Raw genomic sequence first — 22,867 nt, 5'->3', positions numbered from 1 at the left:
AAGGTCACCGAAGGGCCGAAAAACCACTCAATGTGGTGAGTAGGTTCTCCAGTGGTGGTCGCGCTTGAGTTCAGGCAATCTGAAAATCCGACTTTTTCAACAGAATCGGCCGACTGCTGCCCTTCGAGGTAGGCAGCTTAGGATCCCATACGACCGCAGGGAAGCCAGCTAAAGGATCCGTCCGATAATGGATTGGACGTAGTCCTCCCCAAAGCCGCCACTAGCCCTGCTTTCGAGGCATTGAGCGGCCACTCTCGTAGCAATTTCTAAGCAAGCACCAATTTACTAGGCCGCTGCTATGCTTAGACCATTTAGGGCTGGGTGACACACATGGCAGGGGAATACTCACTCCCAGATTTGCTTGAACGAATGTACGAGAATCAGCTGGCGTTGGAAGCAGCTCTGATGGAGTTGGCTCTCCAAAGCGAAAAGAAAGGCATGGATGAGGTTGATGACAACGTCCGTGGTGCGCTATTCGTGATCGGCGAAAATGCTGGGCAAATCAAGCAGGGATTGGCGAAGCTACGAACTAATCGTCTCTGACAAAGCACACCCCGATTGTGTAGGAGTATGTGTGAGATTTTGGGGGATAGGCCCGTGGTTACTGGCTGTGACGCTCGCTAAAGGCAGGTTGCATAAATGCATAATGGGCATTGGATGGCATAGATTGGCGTATGGTTTGCCCAATTTTTGCCCCATTTCTTTCGATCTTCAATCATCTTAATACTGCGCAGGTAAGCCCGATGGCGCGCATTTCGGAACAATTTTAAGGGCATTCTCACAATGCTCACGCCAAAATTCAGAACCTAAAATCTTAGCTGCCCACTTGCTTTCAGATTTCTAGAAGCTGAGCAGACCCGATTTACCATACCTAACGTAATGTTTGTCAGCACAACTAATTCAGCTCTATCCTAGCCTTACGATCAAGATCAAGTAAGGAGCGCTGACGTGGAAGATAGAGAACATCTGTATACGCTGTTGGCCCAGAAGGACTGGGAAGCGATAGGTAAAATCATCTACAAAAATAAAAAAGCCAGAACTCAAGATCCCTTTCTGGCGCAAGTGACTACCTTCTTTGAAGCTGAATTTTTTGCCTTCGCAGACCCCTTGCCTGCTGCCGAGCGCGCTAAACAGTTTGAATTTACAAACTTGATTATCGAGCTAGGTCAGCACGGATTTAGCCATGCCTTTGTGGATCGTTTTGTGGATGAACGTTTGAAGCTAATGCAAGAAACTAACCACTCTGCTCTCCTCAACTACGCACAGTCGTACCAAAACCGTCCCCTGGCGAAGCAGATTATTCAGTCTTTTCTGCACAAAAAACCAGAGATGGTTGCAGCTAGCCTGCGTGAAAACTTAACGATTCGGGCAACAGACGTGGTGGCGGGTAACGCGAAAACTATTCGCCTATTCAAATCTAAACAAGAAGAACACTTCTATGAAGCAGTGCGTCGTGTATTTCCGACTTATCACCCCTACCCTAACGTCGCCCTAAGCTGCGTATTAGATTATTCGGCCATCAAGAATCAGTTGACCTCAAATGCTAGGACATACTTCTTCCAGGCTATCATTGACAGTGTGGTGTTTGATGTGGGTAGCGGCTATGAACCGAGATACTTTATTGAGCTGGATAGCAGCTTTCATGACACGCCTCAGGCCCAAGCTAATGACCATCTTAAGGACTCAATTTTTAGGGCAGCAAACGCCAAGCTCATTCGGATTCGACCTCTGAATTCCAGCGCCTCGTCGGTTGAGGAGTTTGAAAGGCTGGTACGGGAAGTGATGCGTCAATTTTAAAAAAATCACTTGATTATCACAGCGCCGTAAGTCAACAGGTAAACTAAACCGAGGTTGACGCCGACTGCGCTTTATAGTTATAGATCGGCGCTGATCCTTGACCAACTTAGGTCATAAGCGGAGCACTCACAATTCACTTATTGGGTGAACATAAATCCCTCCGCTCGTTTTTAATAACACTGAAGACGTTTTTTAATACAAGTTCGTTCTGCCTAGCTGTAGATGAGTTTTCCCCGTACAGCCCGGTCGCAAGCAGCGGTGGTAAGCATCATCGACTAGACTGCTGATTCGATTCATCAACTATTAGTGATTGACGTAAGCCGTCGAGCACCGTATTGGTGGCATTTCGCCATGAAAAAAGGAAGTTTTGGGATGAGCCAACAAGACGATTTTGAAGGTGACAAAGATCAGGATGTTGCGAATCTAGCCACCAAAGCACGCAATGAAGCCGAGAAAATACGCATCTTATCTGCAATCGCGGGCAATAGCCCTGACCGGGCAATTGATAGGGTCGCTTGGATACTGAACCATTATCCGCAAGCACGAGACTCTGACATTAAATGCCAGCTTCTCTATTGGAAAACATTCCAACAAGACTTGTATAGCGGGGGTGATATTTCAATTGACAATTACCCCAGCCTCGAGCGTCTTCCGTCAATCGCTCGTGCTCGTGCCTTTATTCAAAATACCCATGGATTATTCATTGCGTCCCCTGAAGTTAGGCGATCTCGAGGCAAGCTTGAGGAAGAAGAAAAGCAACGAATTCTTGACGCTAGACCAGCTCATCCCGTGTATTGCATTTATGCAGATGAGAGTGGCAAAACAAGTAAATACCTTCTAGTTGGAAGTTTATGGGTTCTTCGCAGCTATGACACCATGAAAATAACCCGCGCCATCAACCAGAGAAAAGAAGAGTTAAATTTCAAAGGAGAAATGCACTTCAAGGATATTAACAATGGAAACATTGAGGTATACCTCGAGCTACTCGGCTCCATTGTAAAAAACTCCGAAGCAGTTTCCTTCAAGGGTCTCGCCACCGAGCGCCGCGGACTTAAAAACATTGACGACACCCTAGACAAATTATTTTATCACATGACGATTCAGGGTATTCAAGAAGAAAACAAGTCAGGAAGAGCCGTTCTTCCTAGGAATCTTCAGTTTCGGAAGGACTCAGAGGAAGCTTCTAAGGATAAGTTATCTATCATGGAGATTGAGTTGCAACTCAGGAATGCCGCAAAAAATCTTTTCAATGACAATGTTTATATTGACCTTGTTGAATCCGAAGACTCTTCGATATCTCCCTTAATGCAAATCGCCGACTTATTCGTCAGTTCCATTTCGCGCATACTAAATAAGGAGGAAGGAAAACTGGGACCTAAAGACATTTTTGCTAAGAAATTTCTGGAATCTTTCGGAGTGCGAACATCAAACGCAGACCTGGATATTTTTGGTGACTGCGTTCGTTTCTCTTGAGTACAATGTGGTCCAACACTCACGACTTTCACTCCACATACCCCAATAATTTTGAGGTGTGTGGAAGATTATAAAATTCAGCGTAAGACTTCCGCATAATAGATCGCATAACACAGATCGCTCTTAAATGGCGTATCACCTCACTCTCTGCTCAGCGGAGATTATTTTGTTCCCGCTGCTCGCGCTTGCCACCTACTTTTGTTTACAAAAATAGAAATACCATCTTTTTTTCTTCTTCTTTGCTTTTTTCTGAAAGCCAGAAGTCCAAGCCTCATAATCTTTGGCTGCTGGAATAAGCCCTTGATCGTGTGCCTTTGACAAATCAAACTCAATAAAATCCGGCGTCTTCCCTCCCAACCTTTTACATTTATAGTCCTTAATAAGCTCCTTCGCATGCTCACGTAAATCGAAGCAAAGCTCACTACCAAAAAAGATTATATCATTGCTATAGAAATCAATACCCTTAATTGAATCACCATACTCTTCATTTGTCTCTCCATTGCCATACGGCAACCCGAAGCAGAAATGCTCTTTTCTAGCTCCAGCCGGAAAGTCATTTTTTTTGAACATGGATATGAGTTCATTTCTACGCTTAAGGGCCGCATTCAGATTAAACACAGCATCAGTAAGTTCCGTCACTGCCGCTAATGCTCTGCCCGTGGTCGAAAGACGACTTAAAACAATTTCCTGTAAATGATTAACGGGGGGAGCCACCTCTTGCAGCTCTAGAAGATTGATTAGCGGGACTTCTGGCTGCGCTTGCCCTTTTTCCATTAAGGCAATCATCTCCCTACATTTCGCTCGCTGTTCAATATAGTTTTCTACGAGAGCCTTAACATGCTGCCTTTTTAAGCCTATACCAAGATTCATCATACCTAAGGCAAGTACAATTGCCGCATTCGTATCGCGGATTTCTTTAGTCAATTGCTCCCGGAGTTTATTTCTTTCTGAGATGTAGCCAGCAGCCCAAGCACCAATACCTGCTCCTGCCAGCGCACCTACGACTGCGGTAATTATATCGCTGAATTCTACTGTCCAACCAATGTGCGGCAACAGTGGAGCATTGCGCCAGAACACACCAGCTACTGGTTCCCATAGATCTGCCATTGCATTCCCTTTCGTTCACGCCACGACGCTTTCGTGACGATTAGTTGGCGACCATAGCAATATTTTGCTATCTACATGCAACCGCCCACAGCTCATTAAGCTTGGTCGTATAGCTCTGGCTCATCATCTCACGACGCATGCACCAATCAGGGCTTTCTGGGACGCTAGCAGAGCGTAAAGTTCCCCTGCCCCATCGTTCGTTGATCTCGTCTAGCACGGTCATTAGCCGAGTTACCTCAACCGGCTGCGATGTTGCGAATAGATCACCCGTATATTCGCCAGGTTGGCATAGACTCAGCAACATTACTTCAGCCTTGCTGTACTTGAAACCCTGTCGAAAGATGCGATCTAGTGCGCTTAACGCTGCCTGAGTAAGAACGCGCACGTCGTCAGTGGGATAGGGCATATCAACCACTACCCCATTGCCGTACTTTGCCTCTTGAGGATTGAACATACCGGTACGGATGCTCACGCGCACCTTCTTGCACAGCGAGTTCTGGGCGCGGAGCTTTTCAGAAGCACGCATCATGTAGGTCGCCACCGCCTCCTTGATGGGCTGCAGCTCCGTCAACCGCTTACCAAACATGCGACTGCAGCAAATCTCTTGCTTTGGCGGATCGGGCTCATCCAATTCCAGACAAGGCGTGCCGCCCAGCTCCCTAGCCGTCTTCTCCATCACCACACTGAACTTCTTACGGAGCGTCCATGGGTCCGCCTTAGCCAGATCCATGGCCGACTTGATGCCCATCGCTCCGAGGTGGAGTTTCATCTTGCGGCCAACACCCCACACTTCCGCCACGTCCGTATTGCGCAGCACCCAGTCCCGCTTAACCGGGTCGGTGATATTGACCACACCACCGGTCTGCGATTGCAGTCGCTTCGCAGTGTAGTTTGCCAGCTTCGCCAGTGTCTTCGTATGAGCGATACCAACACCGACAGGAATGCCGGTGCAACGAAGTACCTGGGCGCGAATCTGTCGGCCCAAGGCATCCAGTCCACCGATACCAGTCAGGTCGGCAAATGCCTCGTCGATGCTATACACCTCAACTGCCGGCACCATCGCCTCGATCAGACTCATCACGCGCTCGCTCATGTCGCCGTACAGCGCATAGTTGGAGGAGAACGCGACAATGCCGTGCTGCCTGAGCTTGTGCTTGATCTGGAAATACGGCTCGCCCATCTTGATGAAGGGCTTAGCGTCGTAACTGCGTGCGATGACACAACCATCGTTATTGCTCAGCACCACGATGGGCACCTTCGCTAGGTCCGGCCGGAACACCCGCTCGCAACTGGCATAGAAGCTGTTGCAGTCGATCAGCGCAAAGGTCGGTTCTTGCTTAGACATGGCTGCGCACTGTGCTGGTAATCACGCCCCAGATTGACAGCTCATCCCCTTCAAGAACGTAACGCGCCGGGTATTTGGGATTCTCTGATAGAAGGATCACCTCCCGGCCGCGCTTGCATAGGCGCTTGCAGACGGGCTCATTGTTCAGCAGCGCCACCACTACATGTCCGTGAGCAGGCTCAATGGCACGATCCACCACCGCGAGGTCACCTTCGAAGATACCAATCCCTTGCATGCTTTCCCCGGTGATTGCTACCAGGTACACATGCGGTGCGCGGATAATCCCATCTAAAGACAAACGCTCAGTGCACCAGAGAGCCGTGGTGGTCGCCCATTGGTCGGACGCATGTACGCTCGCATGAAGCTTGGCATGACCAATCCAACGTCTGCAGAGCAGCTCACACCGCCGCCGCGACCAGCTTGGACACCTGACTTCTGCAGGGTGAACTGAGATGCGACCTCGAAACACTGAGAACAGAGACTTACCGCCGGGAATGGTGCGAAGAAAGCGCCCTCGCAAGAACGGTAAAGTGTGGGTTGGTTATTACTACAGAGACTCAACGGGTAAGGAAATCCCGCTTGGGGGAGACTTGAGCAAAGCCCGATTGAAGTGGGCAGAGCTTGAGTCCAAGGAAAAACCAGCCGATCTGACGATGATGAAGGGGATCTTTGATCGATACGTTCGCGACGTCATTCCGAAAAAAGGCGAGCGTACCCAGAAGGACAACCTAGCCGAGCTCAAACAATTGCGGCCCATGTTCGACGGGGCGCCCATCGACTCAATCACACCAGCCAATATCGCCGGATACCGCGACGCTCGTACAGCCAAGGTACGGGCCAATAGGGAGATCGCCCTTCTCTCCCACGTGTTCAACATGGCGCGGGAATGGGGCCTGACCGAGCGGGAGAATCCGTGCCAGGGCATCCGCAAGAACAAGGAAACGCCACGTGATTACTATGCCAACGCCGCGGTTTGGGATGCGGTCTACGGGATGGCTGAGCCGGAACTCAAGGAAGCCATGGACCTGGGCTACCTGACAGGCCAGCGGCCAGCAGACGTGATCGTCATGCGCAGGGACGACGTTGAGGGCGATTACTTCTTGGTCACGCAAGGCAAGACAGGGCTGAAGCTTAGGATCCTGATGTGCACAGAGGAGGGAGAAAACAGCTTGGGCAGGTTGATTCGGGAAATTACGGAGAGGAATGCCGGCCACGTCTCAAAGTACCTGCTGATAAACAGGCACGGAAAGCGAATGACGAAGGGAATGCTGCGCTTGCGCTGGGACAAGGCGCGGGAGAAGGCTTGTGCGAAAGCAATCGAAGAAGGCGATCCGCTCCTCGCCGCGAAGATTGGCGGTTTTCAGTTTCGCGACATCCGACCGAAAGCAGCATCGGAAATCATCGATATTGGCGACGCGAGTCTCCTGTTGGGACATAGCAAACAGGAGATCACCAAGCGGGTTTACAGACGGATTGGCGCCACCGCTAAACCCTCCAAATAGGCAAAGTTTCGGAACGCCTACCCGTAAGTTTCGGAACCCCTCTTAGAAACCGCCTCTGCCTATCCAAACCCCGAAAACGCAAAAGCCCCGCAATCGCGGGGCTTTTGTGTAAATCTTGGCGGGAAACCAGGGATTCGAACCCTGGAGACGCTATTAACGTCCGCCGGTTTTCAAGACCGGTGCATTCAACCACTCTGCCAATTTCCCTTGTGCATCACAGGATTATAGTAGCCCATCCCGTGTCAGCGGGCGCCATAATACCCGAATGAAACACACTGTCAAACTCTCTGCATCGCTTGTTACAGAGCGTCTGTTATGATCTTTGCGACTGAACGTTTCAAAACTGAAGGAGTGTCGCCATGCGCGAACAGAATTACGCAGTGAATGGCAACGCGCAGGCTGAGCAGCTTGAAGTCAGCCGCGTGTTGCGCAATACGTACGGCTTGCTCGCCTTGACGCTCGCATTCAGCGGCGTGATGGCGTATGTGGCCCAACAGATGCGCGTTGGTTATCCGAATATCTTTGTCGTGCTGATCGGCTTCTATGGTCTGTTCTTACTGACCAACAAGCTGCGCGATTCGGCCTGGGGCCTGGTGTCGGCGTTTGCCTTGACCGGTTTCATGGGCTTTATCCTCGGCCCGATCCTCAACCGTTACCTCGGCATGGCCGGCGGTGCGGAAGTGGTCAGTTCGGCGTTTGCCATGACGGCGCTGGTATTTGGTGGCCTGTCGGCCTACGTGCTTATCAGCCGTAAGGACATGAGCTTCCTGGGTGGCTTCATCACCGCAGGCTTCTTCGTGTTGCTGGCGGCGGTGGTGGCCAGCATGTTCTTCCAGATCAGCGGCCTGCAACTGGCGATCAGCGCAGGTTTTGTGCTGTTTTCCTCGGTGTGCATCCTGTTCCAGACCAGCGCCATCATCCACGGTGGTGAGCGTAACTACATCATGGCCACCATCAGCCTGTATGTATCGATCTACAACCTGTTTATCAGCCTGTTGCAGATCTTCGGCATCATGAGCCGCGACGACTGATCAACCAACGCAATAAAAAATGCCCCGTATCACAAGATACGGGGCATTTTCATTTCCAGGCCTGAAAGATCAGTACTGGTTGGGTTCCATCTCCAGCTCAACCTTGAAACGCTTGAAGATATCCTGCTGGATACGTAACGCCAGGTTGGCAATCTCGCGCCCTGTGGCTGCGCCGTAGTTGACCAGCACCAGCGCCTGCATCTTGTGTACCCCCGCATCGCCGTCTCGAAAGCCCTTCCACCCTGCCTTGTCGATCAGCCAGCCGGCGGCGAGTTTCATTTGCCCGTCGGCCTGAGGGTATGCGACCAAGTCCGGGTATTGGCTTTGCAGTTCGGCAGCGAGGGCCTGGGACACCAGTGGGTTCTTGAAGAAGCTGCCGGCATTGCCCAACTCTGCCGGGTCCGGCAGTTTCTCGCGGCGAATGCTGCAAATCGCCCGGCTCACATCGCTTGGTGTAGCGTGGGTGATGCCCTGCGCGGTCAGGCGCTGTTGCACCGGGCCGTAGTCGAGTTTCAGGTGAGTGGTGCGGCTGAGGGCAAAGCGTACCCGCAGGATCAACCACCGCCCGACTTCATGCTTGAACAGGCTGTCACGGTAAGCAAAGTTGCATTCGTCCAGGCTGAAATCCCGCAGTTCGCCTGTCTGGCGATCCAGGGCGGTGAGGCCGGCGAAGACATCCTTGATCTCCACGCCATAGGCCCCGATGTTCTGCATGGGTGCGGCCCCGACTGTGCCGGGGATCAGGCTAAGGTTTTCCAGACCGCAGAAGCCGTGCTCAAGGGTCCACAAAACGAACGGGTGCCAGGCTTCGCCCGCTTCGGCTTCGACCACCACGTGCACGCCATCGTCCTGCAGCACGCGAATGCCTTGGGTTGCCATGCGCAACACCAACGCCGGGACATCCTGGGTCAACAGCAAATTGCTGCCGCCACCGATCACCAGCAACGGCACCGCGTGTGCAGCGGCATAGGCGATGGCCTCGCGAACCTCGGCATCGCTGTGGGCCTCGGCGAATAATTGAGCGCGCACATCAATGCCGAAGCTGTTGAATGGCTTGAGCGATACCTGCGCAAGCACTTGCAAGGTCATAACCGCCCCTTCAATTCGATCACCAATAAATCACAGGCGCGCTCGATCAGGTCCAGGACCCGCTCGAAACCTTGTTCACCTTCGTAGTAAGGGTCTGGCACTTCGTCCACTTCGCCGTCAAAGCGGCGCAGGAACAAGTCCAGTTCCGCCTTGCCCTGACCCGGCTGCATGGCCTTGAGGTTGCGCAGGTTGCTGTGATCCATGGCCAGGATCAGGTCATAGCGCGCAAAATCGGCGCGGGAAACCTGCTGGGCACGCTGGGACGACAGGTCGTAACCACGCACCAGCGCCGCACGCTGGCTGCGCTGGTCCGGCGGGTTGCCGACATGCCATTCACCGGTGCCGGCAGACGCCACCTCGATCTGGCCGGCCAAGCCCGCCTCGCGCAATTTATGGCGCAGGACGCCTTCAGCGGTTGGCGAGCGGCAGATATTGCCCAGGCATACAAACAGAACTTCCATCAGGCGCCCAGCAGGCGACGGACGCGTTCGAGGTCTTCCTGAGTGTCGACACCCGCCGGCGGCGCTTCCAACGCATCGCCCACATGGATCCGCACGCCGTGCCACAGGGCACGCAGTTGTTCCAGGGATTCGGTGTTTTCCAGCCAGCACGGGCCCCAGCTGACAAAATCATGCAGGAAACCCGCGCGGTAGGCGTAGATGCCGATATGGCGGCGATACGGCACGCCTTCCGGCAACACGTCGCGACTCCTGGCAAAGGCATCCCTCGCCCACGGCAAGGTAGAGCGACTGAAGGTCAGTGCCAGGCCGTTGATGTCGCTGACCACTTTCACCACGTTCGGGTTGAACAGCGTCTCGATGTCTTCGATCGGTTCGGCCAGGGTCGCCATACGCGCCTCGCCATGGGCCGCGAGGTTGGCGGCGACCTGGTCGATGACACCCGGCGGTATCAATGGCTCGTCACCTTGCACGTTGACCACGATGGCGTCGGGCGCCAGGCCAAGCTTGGTCGCCACCTCGGCCAGACGATCAGTGCCGGAGTTATGGTCTTCGCGGGTCAGGACGGCTTCGGCACCGAACCCTTTGCACGCCTCGATGATACGCGGGTCATCGGTGGCCACCACTACCCGCTCGGCGCTGCTCTTGCACGCTTGTTCCCACACCAGCTGGATCATCGGCTTGGTGCCGATCATTTGCAGCGGTTTGCCCGGCAGGCGCGTCGAGGCATAGCGCGAGGGAATGACGACGGTAAAGGCGGTGGTCATTTATCCAGGCGCTCATCGGTGGTCAGGGTACGGGCTTCGCTTTCAAGCATCACCGGGATGCCATCACGTATCGGGTAAGCCAGGCCGGCACCTTTGCTGATCAGCTCGGTTTTGTCGGCGCTGAGCTTGAGCGGGCCTTTGCAGATCGGGCAAGCGAGGATGTCGAGCAGTTTGGTGTCCATGAGTGATTCCTGGAAAGAAGCGTTAAGGCAATAGACGGTTGGGCAGCAGACGCATCAGCTGCGTGTCGAACCAGGCGACAAACGCCGGCGACGGCACCGCATCCACCGCAAGGTACCACCAGTCGGGCTGGGCAAAGGCGCGGCACTTCACCGCGTCCTTTTCGGTCATGACCAGCGGCAATGACGGGGTAAAATTCAAGACCTCAGCGCTGTACGGCGCGTGGTCGGCAAAAGCATGGGGCAGCGGCTGCCAGTGTAGCGTTTCAAGGGTATTGAAGAAACGTTGCGGATTGCCGATACCGGCGACCGCATGCACCTGTTGGCCCGGCGCAAAGTGCGTGACGGGCTGGCGCTCGCCGCTGTGCAGGTTGACCAGCGCGGTGGGCTGCAGCCGGAAGGCAAAACCATCCTTACGGTCCGAACCGGCACCGTTATAGAGCAACGCATCCACACTTTGCAGGCGCTCCACCGGCTCGCGCAACGGCCCGGCCGGCAGGCAGCGACGATTGCCGAGGCCACGGGCAGCGTCGATCAGCACCAGTTCGAGATCGCGGGCCAGGCGGTAATGCTGCAGGCCGTCGTCGGAAAGGATCAAGTCCAGGGGTTCACTGGCCAAGAGGGCCTTTACCGCGCGGCTGCGGTCGGGGTCGATCATCAGCGCTACGCCGCTGCGCTGCACGATCAGCAAGGGCTCGTCGCCGGCCACCTCGGCACTGTGGCTGGCCTCGACCCGCCACGGCAACTGCGGCGGCTTGGCACCGTAGCCACGGCTGACCACGCCCACGCGCAAACCGCTACGACGGCAATGCTCGATCAACCACAGGATCAGCGGCGTCTTGCCGGTGCCTCCCACGGTGATATTGCCGACCACCACCACCGGCACCGGCGATTGATAAATCTCGCCCTCACCTGCCACGAAGCGCGCACGCTTGCGTTGCACCACCCGGCGATACAGTGACTCCAGCGGCCGCAACAGCACCAGTGCCGGATGGCCCTCATACCAGGCCTTGAGCAAACGATCGGACATGGCCATCAGGGCGGGCTCGCCGCCTCGACGGTGGTCATGCGCAAATGGCTGAAGCCGAGCTTGCCGGCCGCGTCCATGGCGGTGATCACCGCTTGGTGCTGGGTCTTGCCATCAGCACTGATCGACAGCGGTAGCTGGGTGTCGCCACCGGACTCTTTCTGCAAGGCCTCCATCAGGCTGGCGAGATCGTTTTTCTGCAGCAATTGGTTATTCACTGAAAATACGCCGTCTGCGCTGATGGCGATATCCAGTTGCTTGACCTGCTGGTCTTCGGCAGGTGAACCGCTCACCGCCTCCGGCAAGTCGACACGCAGCTGGGTTTCCCGGGTGAAGGTGGTGGTCACGACAAAGAACAGCAGCAGGATGAACACCACGTCGATCAATGACGCGAGGTTGATATCGACATTTTCCCGTTGCTTGCGGCGAAATTTCACGCTTTGCCCTCGACCAGATCTACGTCACGATCGCCCTGCACCACTTCCACCAGCTTGATGGCCTCCTGTTCCATGCCAACCACCAGTTCGTCGATGCGACGCTGCAGGAAGCGGTGGAAGAACACCGAAGGAATCCCCACCATCAGGCCGGCGGCGGTGGTGATCAATGCCTTGGAAATCCCCCCGGCCAATACTGCCGCGTTGGTGGTCATGCCCGAGCCCATGAACGAGCTGAAGATATCGATCATGCCCAGTACCGTGCCGAGCAAACCGAGCAGCGGTGCCATGGCGGCAATGGTGCCGAGGGCATTGATGTAGCGCTCCAGTTCATGGATAACCCGGGCAGCCGCTTCTTCGATGCACTCTTTCATGATCTCGCGACCATGCTTGGAGTTGGCCAGGCCGGCAGCGAGGATTTCACCCAGCGGCGAATTGGCGCGCAGCTCCTTGAGTTTTTGCTTGTCGAGCTGTTTGTTCTTGATCCAGCCCCAGACCTGCCCCAGCAGGTGTTCAGGGGTTACGCGACTGGCGCGCAGGGTCCACAGGCGTTCGGCGACGATGCCGAGTGCGGCGATGGAGCTCAGAATGATCGGCAACATCATCCAGCCGCCGGATTTGACCAATTCCCACACAGTGAATGTCCCCTCGAAAAAGTGCGCCACTTTACCATATAGGTTCGGCAGCGGGGTTCGTCGGCAACAGGCCCGCCTGTCGCGCCCCTGAGTCTTTGGTAACGCTGGGTTACGGTAACGGTTCGCGCCAGAAACGACGTTGACTGCGCGCAACCGTTGGTGGCGTGAATGCCCCCAGGCGCAGCTGTACAGCGCCTTGCTCGGCACTGTCATATACCCGGCTACCCAGCGCCTGATAGCGCTCCAGCACCTGCGGATGCGGATGACCGAACGCGTTGCCGCGCCCCCGGGAAATCAGCACCGCGGTTGGCGCCAGCCGCTGCAGGAAAGGCCAGGACGAAGAACTGCGGCTGCCATGGTGCGGGGCTTGCAGCCAGTCGGTCGGAACCGCCAGCGGCGAGGCCAGAAATGCTTGCTCGGCGGCGCGATCAATATCACCGGTGAGCAGCAAGCGTTCACCGTTGGCCTGGACCTGCAATACACAGGATTTCGGATTGCCCTCGATAGCACCAGGCCATTGCCACAGTTCGAATGCCACGCCGTCCCACTCCCAATGTTCACCGCTCCTGCAGGGTTGCGTAGCAAGAAACGCTGGCAGCCCTTCGGTTTCACCGCCTACTACACGCTTTATGGGCAGGCCACGGCCCACCGCCGTCGCACCTCCGGCATGATCGGCATCGGCATGACTGAGCAGCATCATGTCCAACCGCCCTACCCCGAGCTTCTGCAACGACGGCAAGACCACGCGCGCGCCCAGATCGACAGGCCCCGAGCGCGGGCCGGCATCGTAGAGCAAGGTGTGATGGCGGGTACGCAGGATCAGTGCCTGGCCCTGGCCGACATCCAGTTGCAACACCTCCACCTGGCCATGGGGCACCCCATCCCTGGGTGGAAACACTGCCACCAACAGCATGGGCCAACCCAGCACTCGGAACGGCAGCCCCTTGGGCAACAACACAATCACTGCGCCCGCCAGGCTCACCAGCCAATACCTCAAAGGTACCTCAGCCGGTACCCAGGCCGGCAGTTGTGCAGCGAGCAGCGCCAGGCCCTTGAACAATCCGTCCAGTGCGCCACCGGCCAGCCACAACACGCCCTCGCCGACCAACGGCACCCACAGCAGCGCCGTGCCCAGCAGCGCCAAAGGCAGTACCACCAGGCTGATCCAGGGCACGGCGACCAGATTGGCCACGGGGGCACTGAGGCTGATGGGCAACCCCAACACCAGCAGGACCGGAAACAAGCCAATTGCGATCAACCACTGTGGACGGGTCCAGATTTGCCAGACGCTCCACGGTCCCAGGCGCCCGCTGAATGCCAACACCAACACCGCGACCGCCGCAAACGACAACCAGAACCCCGGCTGTAGACTGGCCAAGGGCTCGATGAGCAACACGCCATTCAATGCCAGCAACAACGGCCACCACACCCCCAAATGGCGAAAACGCAAACGCCACAGCAGCACCAGGCCCACCATCACACAAGCCCGCTGCACCGGCACGCCGAACCCTGCCAGCAGGCCATAGCCCAACGCCCCGGCAAACGCCAAGCCGCACGCCCATGGCAGCCATGGCCAGCCTCGCGGCCAGCAGCCATAGCGCGCCAACATAGAGATCAAGCCGTAGATCAACCCCGCCAACAAACCAATGTGCTGTCCGGAAATCACCAGCAGATGCACCGTGCCGGTGTTCTGCAACACCTGCCAATCCTCAGGTGCAAGCCCGGAACCGTCGCCCAGCACCAACGCCGCCAGGCCCGCCTCGCGGCCGTGCGCTTCCACGGCCATCAGGCGCTGGCGAACGGCATCGCGCCAGGCATTGCGCGCCGGCGCCAGGCGCTCACCATCCTTCACCGTCGCGCTGGCGCCGATACGCTGGGCCAGCAGCCAGGCTTCGTGGTCAAAGCCATGAAAATTGAGCAGGCCGGCGGGCCGCTTGAGCGTCAGTGCCAGACGCCAGTACTCGCCGCTGTTTACGGTCGGCCCGCCGTGCCAGGACACCCGGATACGTTTGGGCAGCCGTGCATTGCGCGACCGACTGTCGGCCAACTCGAATCGCACGCCCGTGCCGGTCTGCTGCGGCAAGCCGATGACACGCCCTTGTACCCAGCGCGTCTGCCCGTCCAGCGTCGGTTGCAATCGATCATCCAGCGCCCACTGTGCGCTGATGCAGGCCCAACTCAGGCCGACCAGAAAAAACGCCACGGGATAGGTGCGAAAAGGCAGCAGCATCAAGGCCAGTATCAGCATGGCCAGCAACCCGGCGCCAGACGGCAATGCGGGTAACCAGCGCAACACCAGCAACCCCAGCGCCAGCGCGAACATCCCTGTTTTCATGAATCATCCTTTTCCAGTGATCCATTCAGTCTTAGCCGGCTGACCGAGAGCGCCTATGATGTTTTGTCACAAAGTCTGAATTTTCTGTTTATAGAATCCGGGCATACTTGCCCTTCAAATTGACCTGGACCCCTTATGCCCCGGCGCTTATTCAAACGGTACATGCCCGATCCCAGCAGCATCAGGGAACACAAGTCATTACAGTTTCTTGGCACCCTGCTGCATGATCCGAACCTCTGGCACCTGAACCGGCATTCGGTGGCTCGCGCCATGGCGGTGGGTTTATTTGCGGCGTTTATACCGATTCCGTTGCAGATGCTGCTTGCGGCGATCCTGGCGATCACCGTGCGCGGCAATATGCCGATAGCGGTCAGCCTGGTGTGGCTGACCAATCCGGTCACCATGCCGGTGGTATTCGTCTGTACCTACCTGACCGGCGCCTGGCTGATGAATGTGCCGCCACGCAGCCTGCCCGACGACCTGACATGGGAATGGATCAGCGGCCAGTTGAGCACACTCTGGCAACCGTTTCTGCTGGGTTCGGTGGTACTGGGGCTGGTGCTGGGGGCGCTGGCTTATTGCTTGACCATGGCCTACTGGCGCTGGTGGGTCGCGCACCAGTGGAAGAAACGCAAGCTGCGTCGCCGTTGACGGTTAACGGGCCGGCAAGCGTATATGTACGCGCAAACCCGGCCCGCAGTTCTGCGCCCATAAGCGCCCGCCCTGACGCTGCACGGCGTTGCGGGCAATGCTCAAGCCCAGGCCGAACCCGCCATCGCCGGGCCGCGAGCCGTCCAACCGGGTAAAGGGCGCGAAGATAGTTTCCAAATCCTGCTCATCAATACCGCCGCCCTGGTCCTGCAGCCAGATATGCCAATAGTCTCCTTCGCGGCAGCCGTCGAGTAGCACGGTGCCCTCGGCTGGCGAGTGGCGTATGGCGTTGCGCAGGATATTCTCCAGGGCCTGGGCCAGTGCATTCAGGTTGCCGCGCACCCAACTGTCCGGCGGTAATAAGCACGGCAAGCGCGACGCCGGCCAGTGGCTTTCGAAACAGGCGTTTTCCCGCAACATGTCCCACAGCGCCTGGAGCTGAATGTCTTCCTGGGGCAGCGGCGCTGTTTCACTGTCGAGCCAGGCCAGTTGCAGGCTGTCTTCCACCAGGCGCTGCATGGCGTCGATTTCCCGACCCAGGCGCTCACGCAGCCTGGCCGGGTCTTGCTCGCTGTCGCAGGCCACCCGCAGGCGACTCAAAGGCGTGCGCAATTCATGGGACATGTCGCGCAGCAACTGCTGTTGCAAGCGCACCGTACCCTGCAAGCGTTCAGACATATGGTCAAAGGCGCGCCCCAGCTCCCCGAGCTCATCCTGTCGACTGGTCGCATCCCGGGACATACGCGTATTCAACTGATCTGCACGCCAGGCATTGGCCTGCTCGCGCAATTGATTGAGGGGCATGATCAGCAGCCGATAGAGGCCGATGCACAGCAACAAGGTAAACAGCCCCGGGATGACGCCATTGGTCACCACCCGCCAGAACAGTTGATAACGCCCCGGCATAAAGCGCTGCGGCAACTCGATCACCAGCGACCCCATCCCAGGATCAACCGGAAACGGTACCTTCATCCACGGCAAACCGATGACATGTCGGCTGACCGGCCAATCCAACCCGCGTAAGAAGGTCAGGCGCTGGCTTTCCTTGTCGCTAAGCGGCGTGCTGCCCAGGGATTGCAAATCGTTGCCGATCACACCCACCCAGGTGGTTTCACGCTTGGCCATCAGTTGCAACCAGGCATCCACGCCGGCGCGGCCTTGTGTACTCCACGCCAGTTCGGCACCTGCGGCGTAACCGCTGAGGATCTCCCGCGACTTGTCGGACAGGTAAGCACTCTGCTGCTCCATGTAGCGGCCCCACGACCAACTAAGCCAGATCATCAGCAAACAGAAGGCGATCAACAGGCAGGCCAGCTTCCAGAACAACGAGTGTTTGCCAGGCAGCCGCTCAAAGCCCTTCATCATGACCGCTCAGCACATAGCCTTTGCCCCACACTGTGCGTACTTCTCGCTCGGCGTAGCCGATGGCCTTGAGTTTGCGGCGAATCTGACTGACGTGCATGTCGAGGCTGCGGTCATGGGGTGCATAACCGCGCTGCAGCACGTGTTGATACAGGAAGGCTTTGCTGAGCACTTCTTCAACATTGCGCTGCAGGGTTTCCAGCAGCCGGTATTCGCTGCGCGTCAACCCGGCCCAGTGTTGCTGGCAGGCCACATCACAGCGCTCATCGTCAAACTGCAACACCCGGGCATCCTCACGCATCACCGGGCGCGGCGGCTCGGGTCGGCGATCCAGGGCCACGCGGCGCAGGATGGCTTCAATGCGCACACGCAGCTCTACCATGCTGAACGGTTTGGGCAGGTAGTCGTCCGCCCCCAGGCGAAAACCGCTGATGCGATCGGCTTCAGCGCCCAGGGCCGACATCAGGATCACCGGCATGGCATGGCTCTTGCGCAAATGGGTGAGGATCGACAAGCCGTCGAGCCCCGGCAGCAGGATGTCCATCAACACCAGGTCGAACGCCTGCTCGCAAGCCATTTGCAGGCCCTGTTGGCCGTTGCGGCACCACGTCACCTGAAAACCACTGCGGCCAAGTTGCTCATGCACGTAGGCACCCAGCACAGGGTCATCTTCGATGGTCAGGATTGTGGGTAGGCCAACTGCTGCGGGAGTCATTAGCGTCTGCAAGTCATTCTCAATCACTGATTATTCAAGATTAAACGTTCACAGGCAATCGCCACCCGGCGCCGAATGGCCCGAAGATTGCCGCATGTCATTAATTTGCAAGATTCCAGGCCGTGCAAATGGCTACACTGCGCAGGTGGCGCGGGCCGGATGCCTGTGTGGATAATGGATAACAACGTGGTAGCAGGAGAGTGGCGTGCTTAGAAGAATGGGGATAAAAGGCCGCGTACTGTTGCTGACCTTATTACCGACCAGCCTGATGGCTCTGTTGTTGGGAGGCTATTTCACCTGGATGCAACTTTCGGAGTTGCAGAGCCAGTTGCTGCAGCGCGGCGAAATGATTGCCGAGCAATTGGCGCCATTGGTAGCGCCGGCCCTGGGCCACAAGAACGCCGAGCTGCTGGAGCGCATCGCCACCCAGTCCCTGGAGCAACCGGACGTGCGCGCAGTGTCGTTCCTGGCGCCAGACCGTTCGTCCCTGGCCCACGCCGGCCCGACCATGCTCAACCCACCACCCACCGGCAACAGTTCGCGCCTGTTGCAGCGCACCGGCAACGATGCCACCCGCTATCTGCTGCCGGTATTCGGCCGTCATCGCAACCTCGCCGGCGACGTGATCCCGGATGAGGCAGACCGCCTGCTGGGCTGGGTCGAAGTGGAGCTGTCCCACAATGGCATGTTGCTGCGCGGCTACCGCAGCCTGTTCGCCAGCCTGTTGTTGATCGCCATCGGCCTGATGTTCACCGCAGCGCTCGCCCTGCGGATCAGCCGCACCATCAATTCGCCGATTGGCCAGATCAAGCAAGCCGTGGCCCAGCTCAAGGACGGCAACCTGGAAACACGCCTGCCGCCCCTGGGCAGCCAGGAACTGGACCAGCTCGCATCGGGCATCAACCGCATGGCCGAAACCCTGCAAAACGCCCAGGAAGAACTGCAACACAGCATCGACCAGGCCACCGAGGACGTACGCCAGAACCTGGAGACCATCGAGATCCAGAACATCGAGCTGGACCTGGCGCGCAAGGAGGCCCTGGAGGCCAGTCGCATCAAGTCCGAGTTCCTGGCCAATATGAGCCATGAGATCCGCACGCCGCTCAACGGCATCCTCGGTTTTACTCATCTGCTGCAAAAAAGCGAGCTGTCGCCGCGCCAGCTGGATTACCTGGGCACTATTGAAAAATCCGCCGATAACCTGCTGGGCATCATCAACGAAATCCTCGACTTCTCAAAGATCGAGGCCGGCAAGCTGGTGCTCGACAGCGTGCCCTTCAACCTGCGGGACTTGCTGCAAGACACCCTGACCATCCTCGCCCCCGCCGCCCATGCCAAGCAACTCGAATTGGTGAGCCTGGTGTACCGCGATACGCCGCTGGCGTTGGTGGGCGACCCGCTGCGGCTCAAGCAGATCCTGACCAACCTGATCAGCAACGCGATCAAGTTCACCCGCGAAGGCACCATCGTCGCCCGGGCGATGGTCGAGGACGAACAGGAGGACAGCGTGCAATTGCGCATCAGCGTGCAAGACACCGGCATAGGCCTGTCCAACCAGGATGTGCGCGCGCTGTTCCAGGCGTTCAGCCAGGCCGACAACTCGCTGTCGCGCCAACCTGGCGGCACCGGCCTGGGCCTGGTGATTTCCAAGCGTTTGATCGAGCAGATGGGCGGTGAAATCGGCGTCGACAGCACGCCGGGTGAAGGCTCGGAATTCTGGATCAGCCTGAACCTGCCCAAGACCCGCGACGACGTCGAAGACCTGCCCGCCCCGCCGCTGCTGGGTCGCCGCGTGGCCGTACTGGAAAACCACGAGCTGGCGCGCCAGGCCCTGCAACACCAACTGGAAGACTGCGGCCTGGAAGTCACACCCTTCAATACCCTGGAAAGCCTGACCAACGGCATCACCAGTGCGCACCAGACCGAGCAGGCCATCAGCCTGGCGGTGCTCGGCGTGACGGCCAATGACATTCCGCCCGAGCGTCTCAACCAGCACTTGTGGGACCTTGAACACCTGGGTTGCAAAGTGCTGGTGCTGTGCCCGACCACCGAACAGATGCTGTTCAACCAATCGGTACCCAACCCCAACAGCCAATTGCAGGCCAAGCCGGCCTGTACACGCAAGCTGCGCCGCTCCCTGGCCGACCTGATCAGCCCCCGCCCTTCACGCAGCGAGCCGGGTGAGCCGCTGTCCAGCCGTGCGCCGCGTGTGCTGTGCGTGGACGACAACCCGGCGAACCTGTTGCTGGTACAAACCCTGCTGGAAGACATGGGCGCCAAGGTGCAGGCGGTGGAGAGCGGTTACGCGGCCATTGATGCGGTGAAGCAGGAAACCTTCGATCTGGTATTGATGGATGTACAAATGCCCGGCATGGACGGCCGCCAAAGCACTGAGGCGATCCGCCAGTGGGAAAGCGAGCGCCACGGCACGCCGCTGCCGGTGGTGGCCCTCACGGCACACGCCATGGCCAATGAAAAACGCGCCCTGCTGCAGAGCGGCATGGACGACTACCTGACCAAGCCCATCAGCGAGCGGCAACTGGCCCAGGTGGTGTTGAAGTGGACCGGCCTGGCCCTGCGTAACCAGGGCCCGGAACGCGTCAACGACGGCCCGGCTCAAGGTGTGCAACTGCTGGTGCTCGACCACGAGGAGGGTCTGCGCCTGGCCGCCAACAAGGCCGACCTCGCCGCAGACATGCTCGCCATGCTGCTGGCCTCCCTGGAAGCCGACCGCCTGGCGATTACCGTCGCCCGCGAAGCCAATGACAATCACGCCTTGATCGAGCGCGTGCACCGACTGCACGGCGCCACGCGCTACTGTGGCGTGCCGCAATTGCGCGCGGCGTGCCAACGCGCTGAAACCCTGCTCAAGCAGGACGATGCCAAGGCCATGGCCGCACTGGATGAACTGGACATGGCGATTGCGCGGCTGGCCAGTGAAGCCAGAGTCAGCGCCTGAAGCAATTTTATGGACAACACCAGTCAAAATATGGGAGCAAGCCCCCTCCCACATTTAGTCAGCATCTCCAACGTGTACATTGCAGGGAGCCTTTTTAATGCGCGTCATTCTTTTCAGCAGCCAGACCTACGACCGTGACAGTTTTCTCGGTGAACCGCTCCCCTCGGGCCTGGAACTGCAATTCCAACCCGCCCGCCTCAACCTCGACACCGTAGCCCTGGCCGAACACCATGAGGTGGTCTGCGCCTTTATCAATGACGACCTCAGCGCCCCGGTGCTGGAGCAACTGGCCAAGGGCGGTACACGCCTGATTGCCCTGCGTTCGGCCGGCTACAACCATGTCGATTTGGTCGCCGCCAAACGCCTGGGCCTGAGCATCGTGCGCGTGCCCGCCTATTCGCCCCACGCCGTGGCCGAACACGCCGTGGCGCTGATCCTGGCTCTCAACCGCCGCCTGCACCGTGCCTATAACCGTACCCGTGATGGCGACTTCAGCCTGCATGGGCTCACCGGTTTCGATCTGGTCGGCAAAACCGTCGGCGTGGTTGGCACCGGGCAGATCGGCGCGACCTTCGCCAAGATCATGGCCGGCTTCGGCTGCCAATTACTGGCTTATGACCCCTTCCCCAACCCACACGTCCAGGCCCTGGGCGCTCGCTACGTCAGCCTGCCCGACTTGCTGGCCGAGGCGCAGATCATCAGCCTGCACTGCCCGTTGACTGCCGACAGCAAACACCTGATCAACGCCCGTTCCCTGGCGCACATGCAGCCCGGTGCAATGCTGATCAACACCGGCCGCGGTGGCTTGGTCGATACGCCCGCGCTGATCGAAGCCCTCAAGGAGGGCCAATTGGGCTACCTGGGGCTGGACGTTTATGAAGAAGAAGCCCAGCTGTTTTTCGAGGACCGCTCGGACCTGCCCCTGCAAGACGACGTACTCGCGCGTCTGCTGACCTTCCCCAACGTGATCATCACTGCGCACCAGGCATTTCTCACTCGTGAAGCCCTGGCGGCGATCGCCGGTACGACGCTGGCCAACATTGTGGCGTGGGCCGATGGTCGGCCACAGAACCTGGTCGAGGGTTGATCAGCGGTCACATACCAGGCTCATGATGGGCCGGCACCCGTGATAGGATGCCGCGCCTATTTGGAGGATCCATGGCCGAACACGATTTCCGCTTCAGCTTGCTGAGCCCGCAACACACCCTGATCGAATGCCGCGCCCTTGTGCCGGGCCGTTACCAGGTCACCGGCAACGGTGGTTCGATCAAGCACGGTGACGTGCTGATCGTCACCCTGCGCGGCAGTAAAACCCTGTCGATGCGCCTGACCGTCGAAGGTGACGCACGCTACTCCATACGCCCGGCGGGCCAATGGGTCGCCATGGCCCAGGGGCCGAAGTTCGGCGAACTGGAAATTCACACCTGGAAGGTCAACTGCGACAGCTGCGACACCGTGCTGGAGTTTGAATTTGCGGTGGAAACCAAGCTGACCAAGGAGCCACTGCAGCCGGCTGCCAACGCACGCATCAAAGAACTCGGCTGGGCCAGCGAAGGCGACAAGCACCGCTGCCCGAAATGCCAGCAGGCCGCACAATGAAGGGCCCGCTGCTGCTCGCCGCAATCGGCGCGGCTCTGACGGGTTGTGCTGCCGACGGCCCGAAGCTCGAACGCGACCACAGCTACGTGGTGGAGTGGATCGGTGAGCGCCCGCTGATGGACTACGCGCACCTGACCGTCACCCTTGGCGCTGATGGCCGCGCCTACGGCAACGGCGGCTGCAATCACTGGTTTGCACCGTATACCGTCGAGGGTGACAAGCTCAGCTTCGGACCTATCGGCAGCACCCGCAAAATGTGCGCCGAGGCGTTGATGGAGCAGGAGCACCGCTTCTTCCAGGCCTTGCAAGGCGTGCAGCGCTGGGACATCTCGCCGATCGAACAGACGCGGTTCTGGCCGGCCGAGGGCAAGCCGATTCGTTTGTGGCTTGAAGAGGGCTGAT

Annotated in this window: 22 protein-coding genes, 1 tRNA gene and 1 pseudogene; 10 read left to right on the top strand and 14 right to left on the bottom strand. The window is 57.9% G+C overall.

Annotated features, from left to right (window positions below; translation table 11 throughout):
* Positions 1 to 330 precede the first annotated feature (330 nt).
* The 3 genes from J1G33_RS18355 (at position 331) to J1G33_RS18345 (ending at position 3,270) form a co-directional block, all read left to right on the top strand.
* On the top strand, positions 331 to 543 hold the full coding sequence (locus J1G33_RS18355; RefSeq protein WP_223018513.1) for a hypothetical protein: 213 nt from the start codon (positions 331 to 333) through the stop codon (positions 541 to 543).
* A gap of 405 nt (positions 544 to 948) precedes the next feature.
* Positions 949 to 1,797 carry a DUF2726 domain-containing protein gene (locus tag J1G33_RS18350; RefSeq protein WP_223018512.1) on the top strand — a complete coding sequence of 283 codons (849 nt, stop codon included), beginning with the start codon at positions 949 to 951 and terminating at the stop codon, positions 1,795 to 1,797.
* A gap of 372 nt (positions 1,798 to 2,169) precedes the next feature.
* Positions 2,170 to 3,270 carry a DUF3800 domain-containing protein gene (locus J1G33_RS18345; protein WP_223018511.1) on the top strand — a complete coding sequence of 367 codons (1,101 nt, stop codon included), beginning with the start codon at positions 2,170 to 2,172 and terminating at the stop codon, positions 3,268 to 3,270.
* Positions 3,271 to 3,462: 192 nt separating this feature from the next.
* Here the strand turns inward: J1G33_RS18345 and J1G33_RS18340 are convergent, their stop codons facing one another.
* From J1G33_RS18340 to J1G33_RS18330, 3 genes and pseudogenes are all read right to left on the bottom strand, one after another.
* Entirely contained in the window at positions 3,463 to 4,377 is a 915-nt protein-coding gene (locus J1G33_RS18340; RefSeq protein ID WP_223018510.1) for a hypothetical protein, read from the bottom strand.
* Positions 4,378 to 4,444: 67 nt separating this feature from the next.
* The gene (gene umuC, locus J1G33_RS18335) at positions 4,445 to 5,722 is read right to left on the bottom strand and encodes a translesion error-prone DNA polymerase V subunit UmuC (RefSeq protein ID WP_223018509.1); all 1,278 of its coding nucleotides are present in this window, start codon (positions 5,720 to 5,722) and stop codon (positions 4,445 to 4,447) included.
* Positions 5,715 to 6,020: pseudogene (locus J1G33_RS18330) on the bottom strand (S24 family peptidase); the annotation flags it as partial. The gene umuC and the pseudogene J1G33_RS18330, both read right to left, overlap by 8 nt.
* 154 nt (positions 6,021 to 6,174) lie before the next feature.
* Between J1G33_RS18330 and J1G33_RS18325 the strand changes: the two are divergent.
* Positions 6,175 to 7,224 (top strand): tyrosine-type recombinase/integrase, encoded by a 1,050-nt coding sequence (locus tag J1G33_RS18325; RefSeq protein WP_223018508.1) that lies wholly within the window; start codon positions 6,175 to 6,177, stop codon positions 7,222 to 7,224.
* Between the two features lie 116 nt (positions 7,225 to 7,340).
* On the opposite strand, the gene J1G33_RS18320 is transcribed toward J1G33_RS18325, so the two are convergent.
* Positions 7,341 to 7,431: transfer RNA gene (locus tag J1G33_RS18320), tRNA-Ser, on the bottom strand.
* 152 nt (positions 7,432 to 7,583) lie between these two features.
* On the opposite strand from J1G33_RS18320, the gene J1G33_RS18315 reads away from it, so the two are divergent.
* A complete protein-coding gene (locus tag J1G33_RS18315) occupies positions 7,584 to 8,255 on the top strand; it encodes a Bax inhibitor-1/YccA family protein (RefSeq protein WP_223018507.1) in 672 nt (223 codons plus the stop codon).
* 69 nt (positions 8,256 to 8,324) lie between these two features.
* Here the strand turns inward: J1G33_RS18315 and murB are convergent, their stop codons facing one another.
* The 8 genes from murB to J1G33_RS18275 all read right to left on the bottom strand — a co-directional run bounded on the left by murB (position 8,325) and on the right by J1G33_RS18275 (position 15,179).
* Positions 8,325 to 9,344 carry a UDP-N-acetylmuramate dehydrogenase gene (gene murB, locus J1G33_RS18310; RefSeq protein ID WP_223018506.1) on the bottom strand — a complete coding sequence of 340 codons (1,020 nt, stop codon included), beginning with the start codon at positions 9,342 to 9,344 and terminating at the stop codon, positions 8,325 to 8,327.
* Positions 9,341 to 9,805 (bottom strand): low molecular weight protein-tyrosine-phosphatase, encoded by a 465-nt coding sequence (locus J1G33_RS18305; RefSeq protein WP_223018505.1) that lies wholly within the window; start codon positions 9,803 to 9,805, stop codon positions 9,341 to 9,343. The genes murB and J1G33_RS18305 overlap by 4 nt, the downstream gene beginning before the upstream one ends.
* A complete protein-coding gene (gene kdsB / locus J1G33_RS18300; RefSeq protein ID WP_032880648.1) occupies positions 9,805 to 10,569 on the bottom strand; it encodes a 3-deoxy-manno-octulosonate cytidylyltransferase in 765 nt (254 codons plus the stop codon). Before kdsB ends, J1G33_RS18305 begins: the two co-directional genes overlap by 1 nt.
* Positions 10,566 to 10,751 carry a Trm112 family protein gene (locus J1G33_RS18295; RefSeq protein WP_003174668.1) on the bottom strand — a complete coding sequence of 62 codons (186 nt, stop codon included), beginning with the start codon at positions 10,749 to 10,751 and terminating at the stop codon, positions 10,566 to 10,568. Before J1G33_RS18295 ends, kdsB begins: the two co-directional genes overlap by 4 nt.
* Positions 10,752 to 10,773: 22 nt before the next feature.
* Positions 10,774 to 11,784, bottom strand: coding sequence for a tetraacyldisaccharide 4'-kinase (gene lpxK, locus J1G33_RS18290; protein ID WP_032880646.1), 1,011 nt, complete (start codon positions 11,782 to 11,784; stop codon positions 10,774 to 10,776).
* Complete coding sequence (locus J1G33_RS18285; protein ID WP_032880645.1) at positions 11,784 to 12,212, bottom strand: biopolymer transporter ExbD; 429 nt, start codon at positions 12,210 to 12,212, stop codon at positions 11,784 to 11,786. The genes lpxK and J1G33_RS18285 overlap by 1 nt, the downstream gene beginning before the upstream one ends.
* On the bottom strand, positions 12,209 to 12,844 hold the full coding sequence (locus J1G33_RS18280; protein WP_005789055.1) for a MotA/TolQ/ExbB proton channel family protein: 636 nt from the start codon (positions 12,842 to 12,844) through the stop codon (positions 12,209 to 12,211). Before J1G33_RS18280 ends, J1G33_RS18285 begins: the two co-directional genes overlap by 4 nt.
* 109 nt (positions 12,845 to 12,953) lie before the next feature.
* The gene (locus J1G33_RS18275) at positions 12,954 to 15,179 is read right to left on the bottom strand and encodes a DNA internalization-related competence protein ComEC/Rec2 (protein WP_223018504.1); all 2,226 of its coding nucleotides are present in this window, start codon (positions 15,177 to 15,179) and stop codon (positions 12,954 to 12,956) included.
* 135 nt (positions 15,180 to 15,314) lie between these two features.
* On the opposite strand from J1G33_RS18275, the gene J1G33_RS18270 reads away from it, so the two are divergent.
* The gene (locus tag J1G33_RS18270; protein WP_005789057.1) at positions 15,315 to 15,830 is read left to right on the top strand and encodes a DUF2062 domain-containing protein; all 516 of its coding nucleotides are present in this window, start codon (positions 15,315 to 15,317) and stop codon (positions 15,828 to 15,830) included.
* Positions 15,831 to 15,833: 3 nt separating this feature from the next.
* On the opposite strand, the gene J1G33_RS18265 is transcribed toward J1G33_RS18270, so the two are convergent.
* Both J1G33_RS18265 and J1G33_RS18260 read right to left on the bottom strand, forming a co-directional pair.
* Positions 15,834 to 17,192 carry a sensor histidine kinase gene (locus tag J1G33_RS18265; protein WP_078821650.1) on the bottom strand — a complete coding sequence of 453 codons (1,359 nt, stop codon included), beginning with the start codon at positions 17,190 to 17,192 and terminating at the stop codon, positions 15,834 to 15,836.
* Positions 17,179 to 17,907, bottom strand: a complete 729-nt coding sequence (locus tag J1G33_RS18260) for a response regulator transcription factor (RefSeq protein ID WP_005789059.1) — start codon at positions 17,905 to 17,907, stop codon at positions 17,179 to 17,181. Before J1G33_RS18260 ends, J1G33_RS18265 begins: the two co-directional genes overlap by 14 nt.
* A gap of 205 nt (positions 17,908 to 18,112) precedes the next feature.
* Between J1G33_RS18260 and J1G33_RS18255 the strand changes: the two genes are divergently transcribed.
* The 4 genes from J1G33_RS18255 (at position 18,113) to J1G33_RS18240 (ending at position 22,866) form a co-directional block, all read left to right on the top strand.
* Positions 18,113 to 20,866 (top strand): response regulator, encoded by a 2,754-nt coding sequence (locus tag J1G33_RS18255; RefSeq protein ID WP_032880641.1) that lies wholly within the window; start codon positions 18,113 to 18,115, stop codon positions 20,864 to 20,866.
* A 97-nt stretch (positions 20,867 to 20,963) separates the two neighbouring features.
* Positions 20,964 to 21,953 (top strand): 2-hydroxyacid dehydrogenase, encoded by a 990-nt coding sequence (locus J1G33_RS18250; protein ID WP_148853502.1) that lies wholly within the window; start codon positions 20,964 to 20,966, stop codon positions 21,951 to 21,953.
* Between the two features lie 71 nt (positions 21,954 to 22,024).
* Positions 22,025 to 22,465, top strand: a complete 441-nt coding sequence (locus tag J1G33_RS18245; protein WP_043046633.1) for a hypothetical protein — start codon at positions 22,025 to 22,027, stop codon at positions 22,463 to 22,465.
* Positions 22,462 to 22,866 carry an META domain-containing protein gene (locus J1G33_RS18240; RefSeq protein WP_032880638.1) on the top strand — a complete coding sequence of 135 codons (405 nt, stop codon included), beginning with the start codon at positions 22,462 to 22,464 and terminating at the stop codon, positions 22,864 to 22,866. Before J1G33_RS18245 ends, J1G33_RS18240 begins: the two co-directional genes overlap by 4 nt.
* The last annotated feature ends 1 nt before the right edge of the window (position 22,867 follow it).

It is taken from the genome of Pseudomonas sp. P867 (assembly GCF_019891455.1).
Classification (GTDB): domain Bacteria; phylum Pseudomonadota; class Gammaproteobacteria; order Pseudomonadales; family Pseudomonadaceae; genus Aquipseudomonas; species Aquipseudomonas synxantha_A.
The sequence above is the reverse complement of the archived record's forward strand: the minus strand, read 5'-3'. Positions and strand labels throughout refer to the sequence as shown.

Bases quoted from the DNA above. Each gene is read 5' to 3' on its own strand.
- J1G33_RS18355 (WP_223018513.1), top strand. From the start codon at position 331: ATGGCAGGGGAATACTCACTCCCAGATTTGCTTGAACGAATGTACGAG.
- J1G33_RS18345 (WP_223018511.1), top strand. From the start codon at position 2,170: ATGAGCCAACAAGACGATTTTGAAGGTGACAAAGATCAGGATGTTGCG.
- J1G33_RS18340 (WP_223018510.1), bottom strand. From the start codon at position 4,377: ATGGCAGATCTATGGGAACCAGTAGCTGGTGTGTTCTGGCGCAATGCT.
- umuC (WP_223018509.1), bottom strand. From the start codon at position 5,722: ATGTCTAAGCAAGAACCGACCTTTGCGCTGATCGACTGCAACAGCTTC.
- J1G33_RS18325 (WP_223018508.1), top strand. From the start codon at position 6,175: ATGCGACCTCGAAACACTGAGAACAGAGACTTACCGCCGGGAATGGTG.
- J1G33_RS18315 (WP_223018507.1), top strand. From the start codon at position 7,584: ATGCGCGAACAGAATTACGCAGTGAATGGCAACGCGCAGGCTGAGCAG.
- murB (WP_223018506.1), bottom strand. From the start codon at position 9,344: ATGACCTTGCAAGTGCTTGCGCAGGTATCGCTCAAGCCATTCAACAGC.
- J1G33_RS18305 (WP_223018505.1), bottom strand. From the start codon at position 9,805: ATGGAAGTTCTGTTTGTATGCCTGGGCAATATCTGCCGCTCGCCAACC.
- kdsB (WP_032880648.1), bottom strand. From the start codon at position 10,569: ATGACCACCGCCTTTACCGTCGTCATTCCCTCGCGCTATGCCTCGACG.
- J1G33_RS18295 (WP_003174668.1), bottom strand. From the start codon at position 10,751: ATGGACACCAAACTGCTCGACATCCTCGCTTGCCCGATCTGCAAAGGC.
- lpxK (WP_032880646.1), bottom strand. From the start codon at position 11,784: ATGGCCATGTCCGATCGTTTGCTCAAGGCCTGGTATGAGGGCCATCCG.
- J1G33_RS18275 (WP_223018504.1), bottom strand. From the start codon at position 15,179: ATGAAAACAGGGATGTTCGCGCTGGCGCTGGGGTTGCTGGTGTTGCGC.
- J1G33_RS18270 (WP_005789057.1), top strand. From the start codon at position 15,315: ATGCCCCGGCGCTTATTCAAACGGTACATGCCCGATCCCAGCAGCATC.
- J1G33_RS18265 (WP_078821650.1), bottom strand. From the start codon at position 17,192: ATGAAGGGCTTTGAGCGGCTGCCTGGCAAACACTCGTTGTTCTGGAAG.
- J1G33_RS18260 (WP_005789059.1), bottom strand. From the start codon at position 17,907: ATGACTCCCGCAGCAGTTGGCCTACCCACAATCCTGACCATCGAAGAT.
- J1G33_RS18250 (WP_148853502.1), top strand. From the start codon at position 20,964: ATGCGCGTCATTCTTTTCAGCAGCCAGACCTACGACCGTGACAGTTTT.
- J1G33_RS18245 (WP_043046633.1), top strand. From the start codon at position 22,025: ATGGCCGAACACGATTTCCGCTTCAGCTTGCTGAGCCCGCAACACACC.
- J1G33_RS18240 (WP_032880638.1), top strand. From the start codon at position 22,462: ATGAAGGGCCCGCTGCTGCTCGCCGCAATCGGCGCGGCTCTGACGGGT.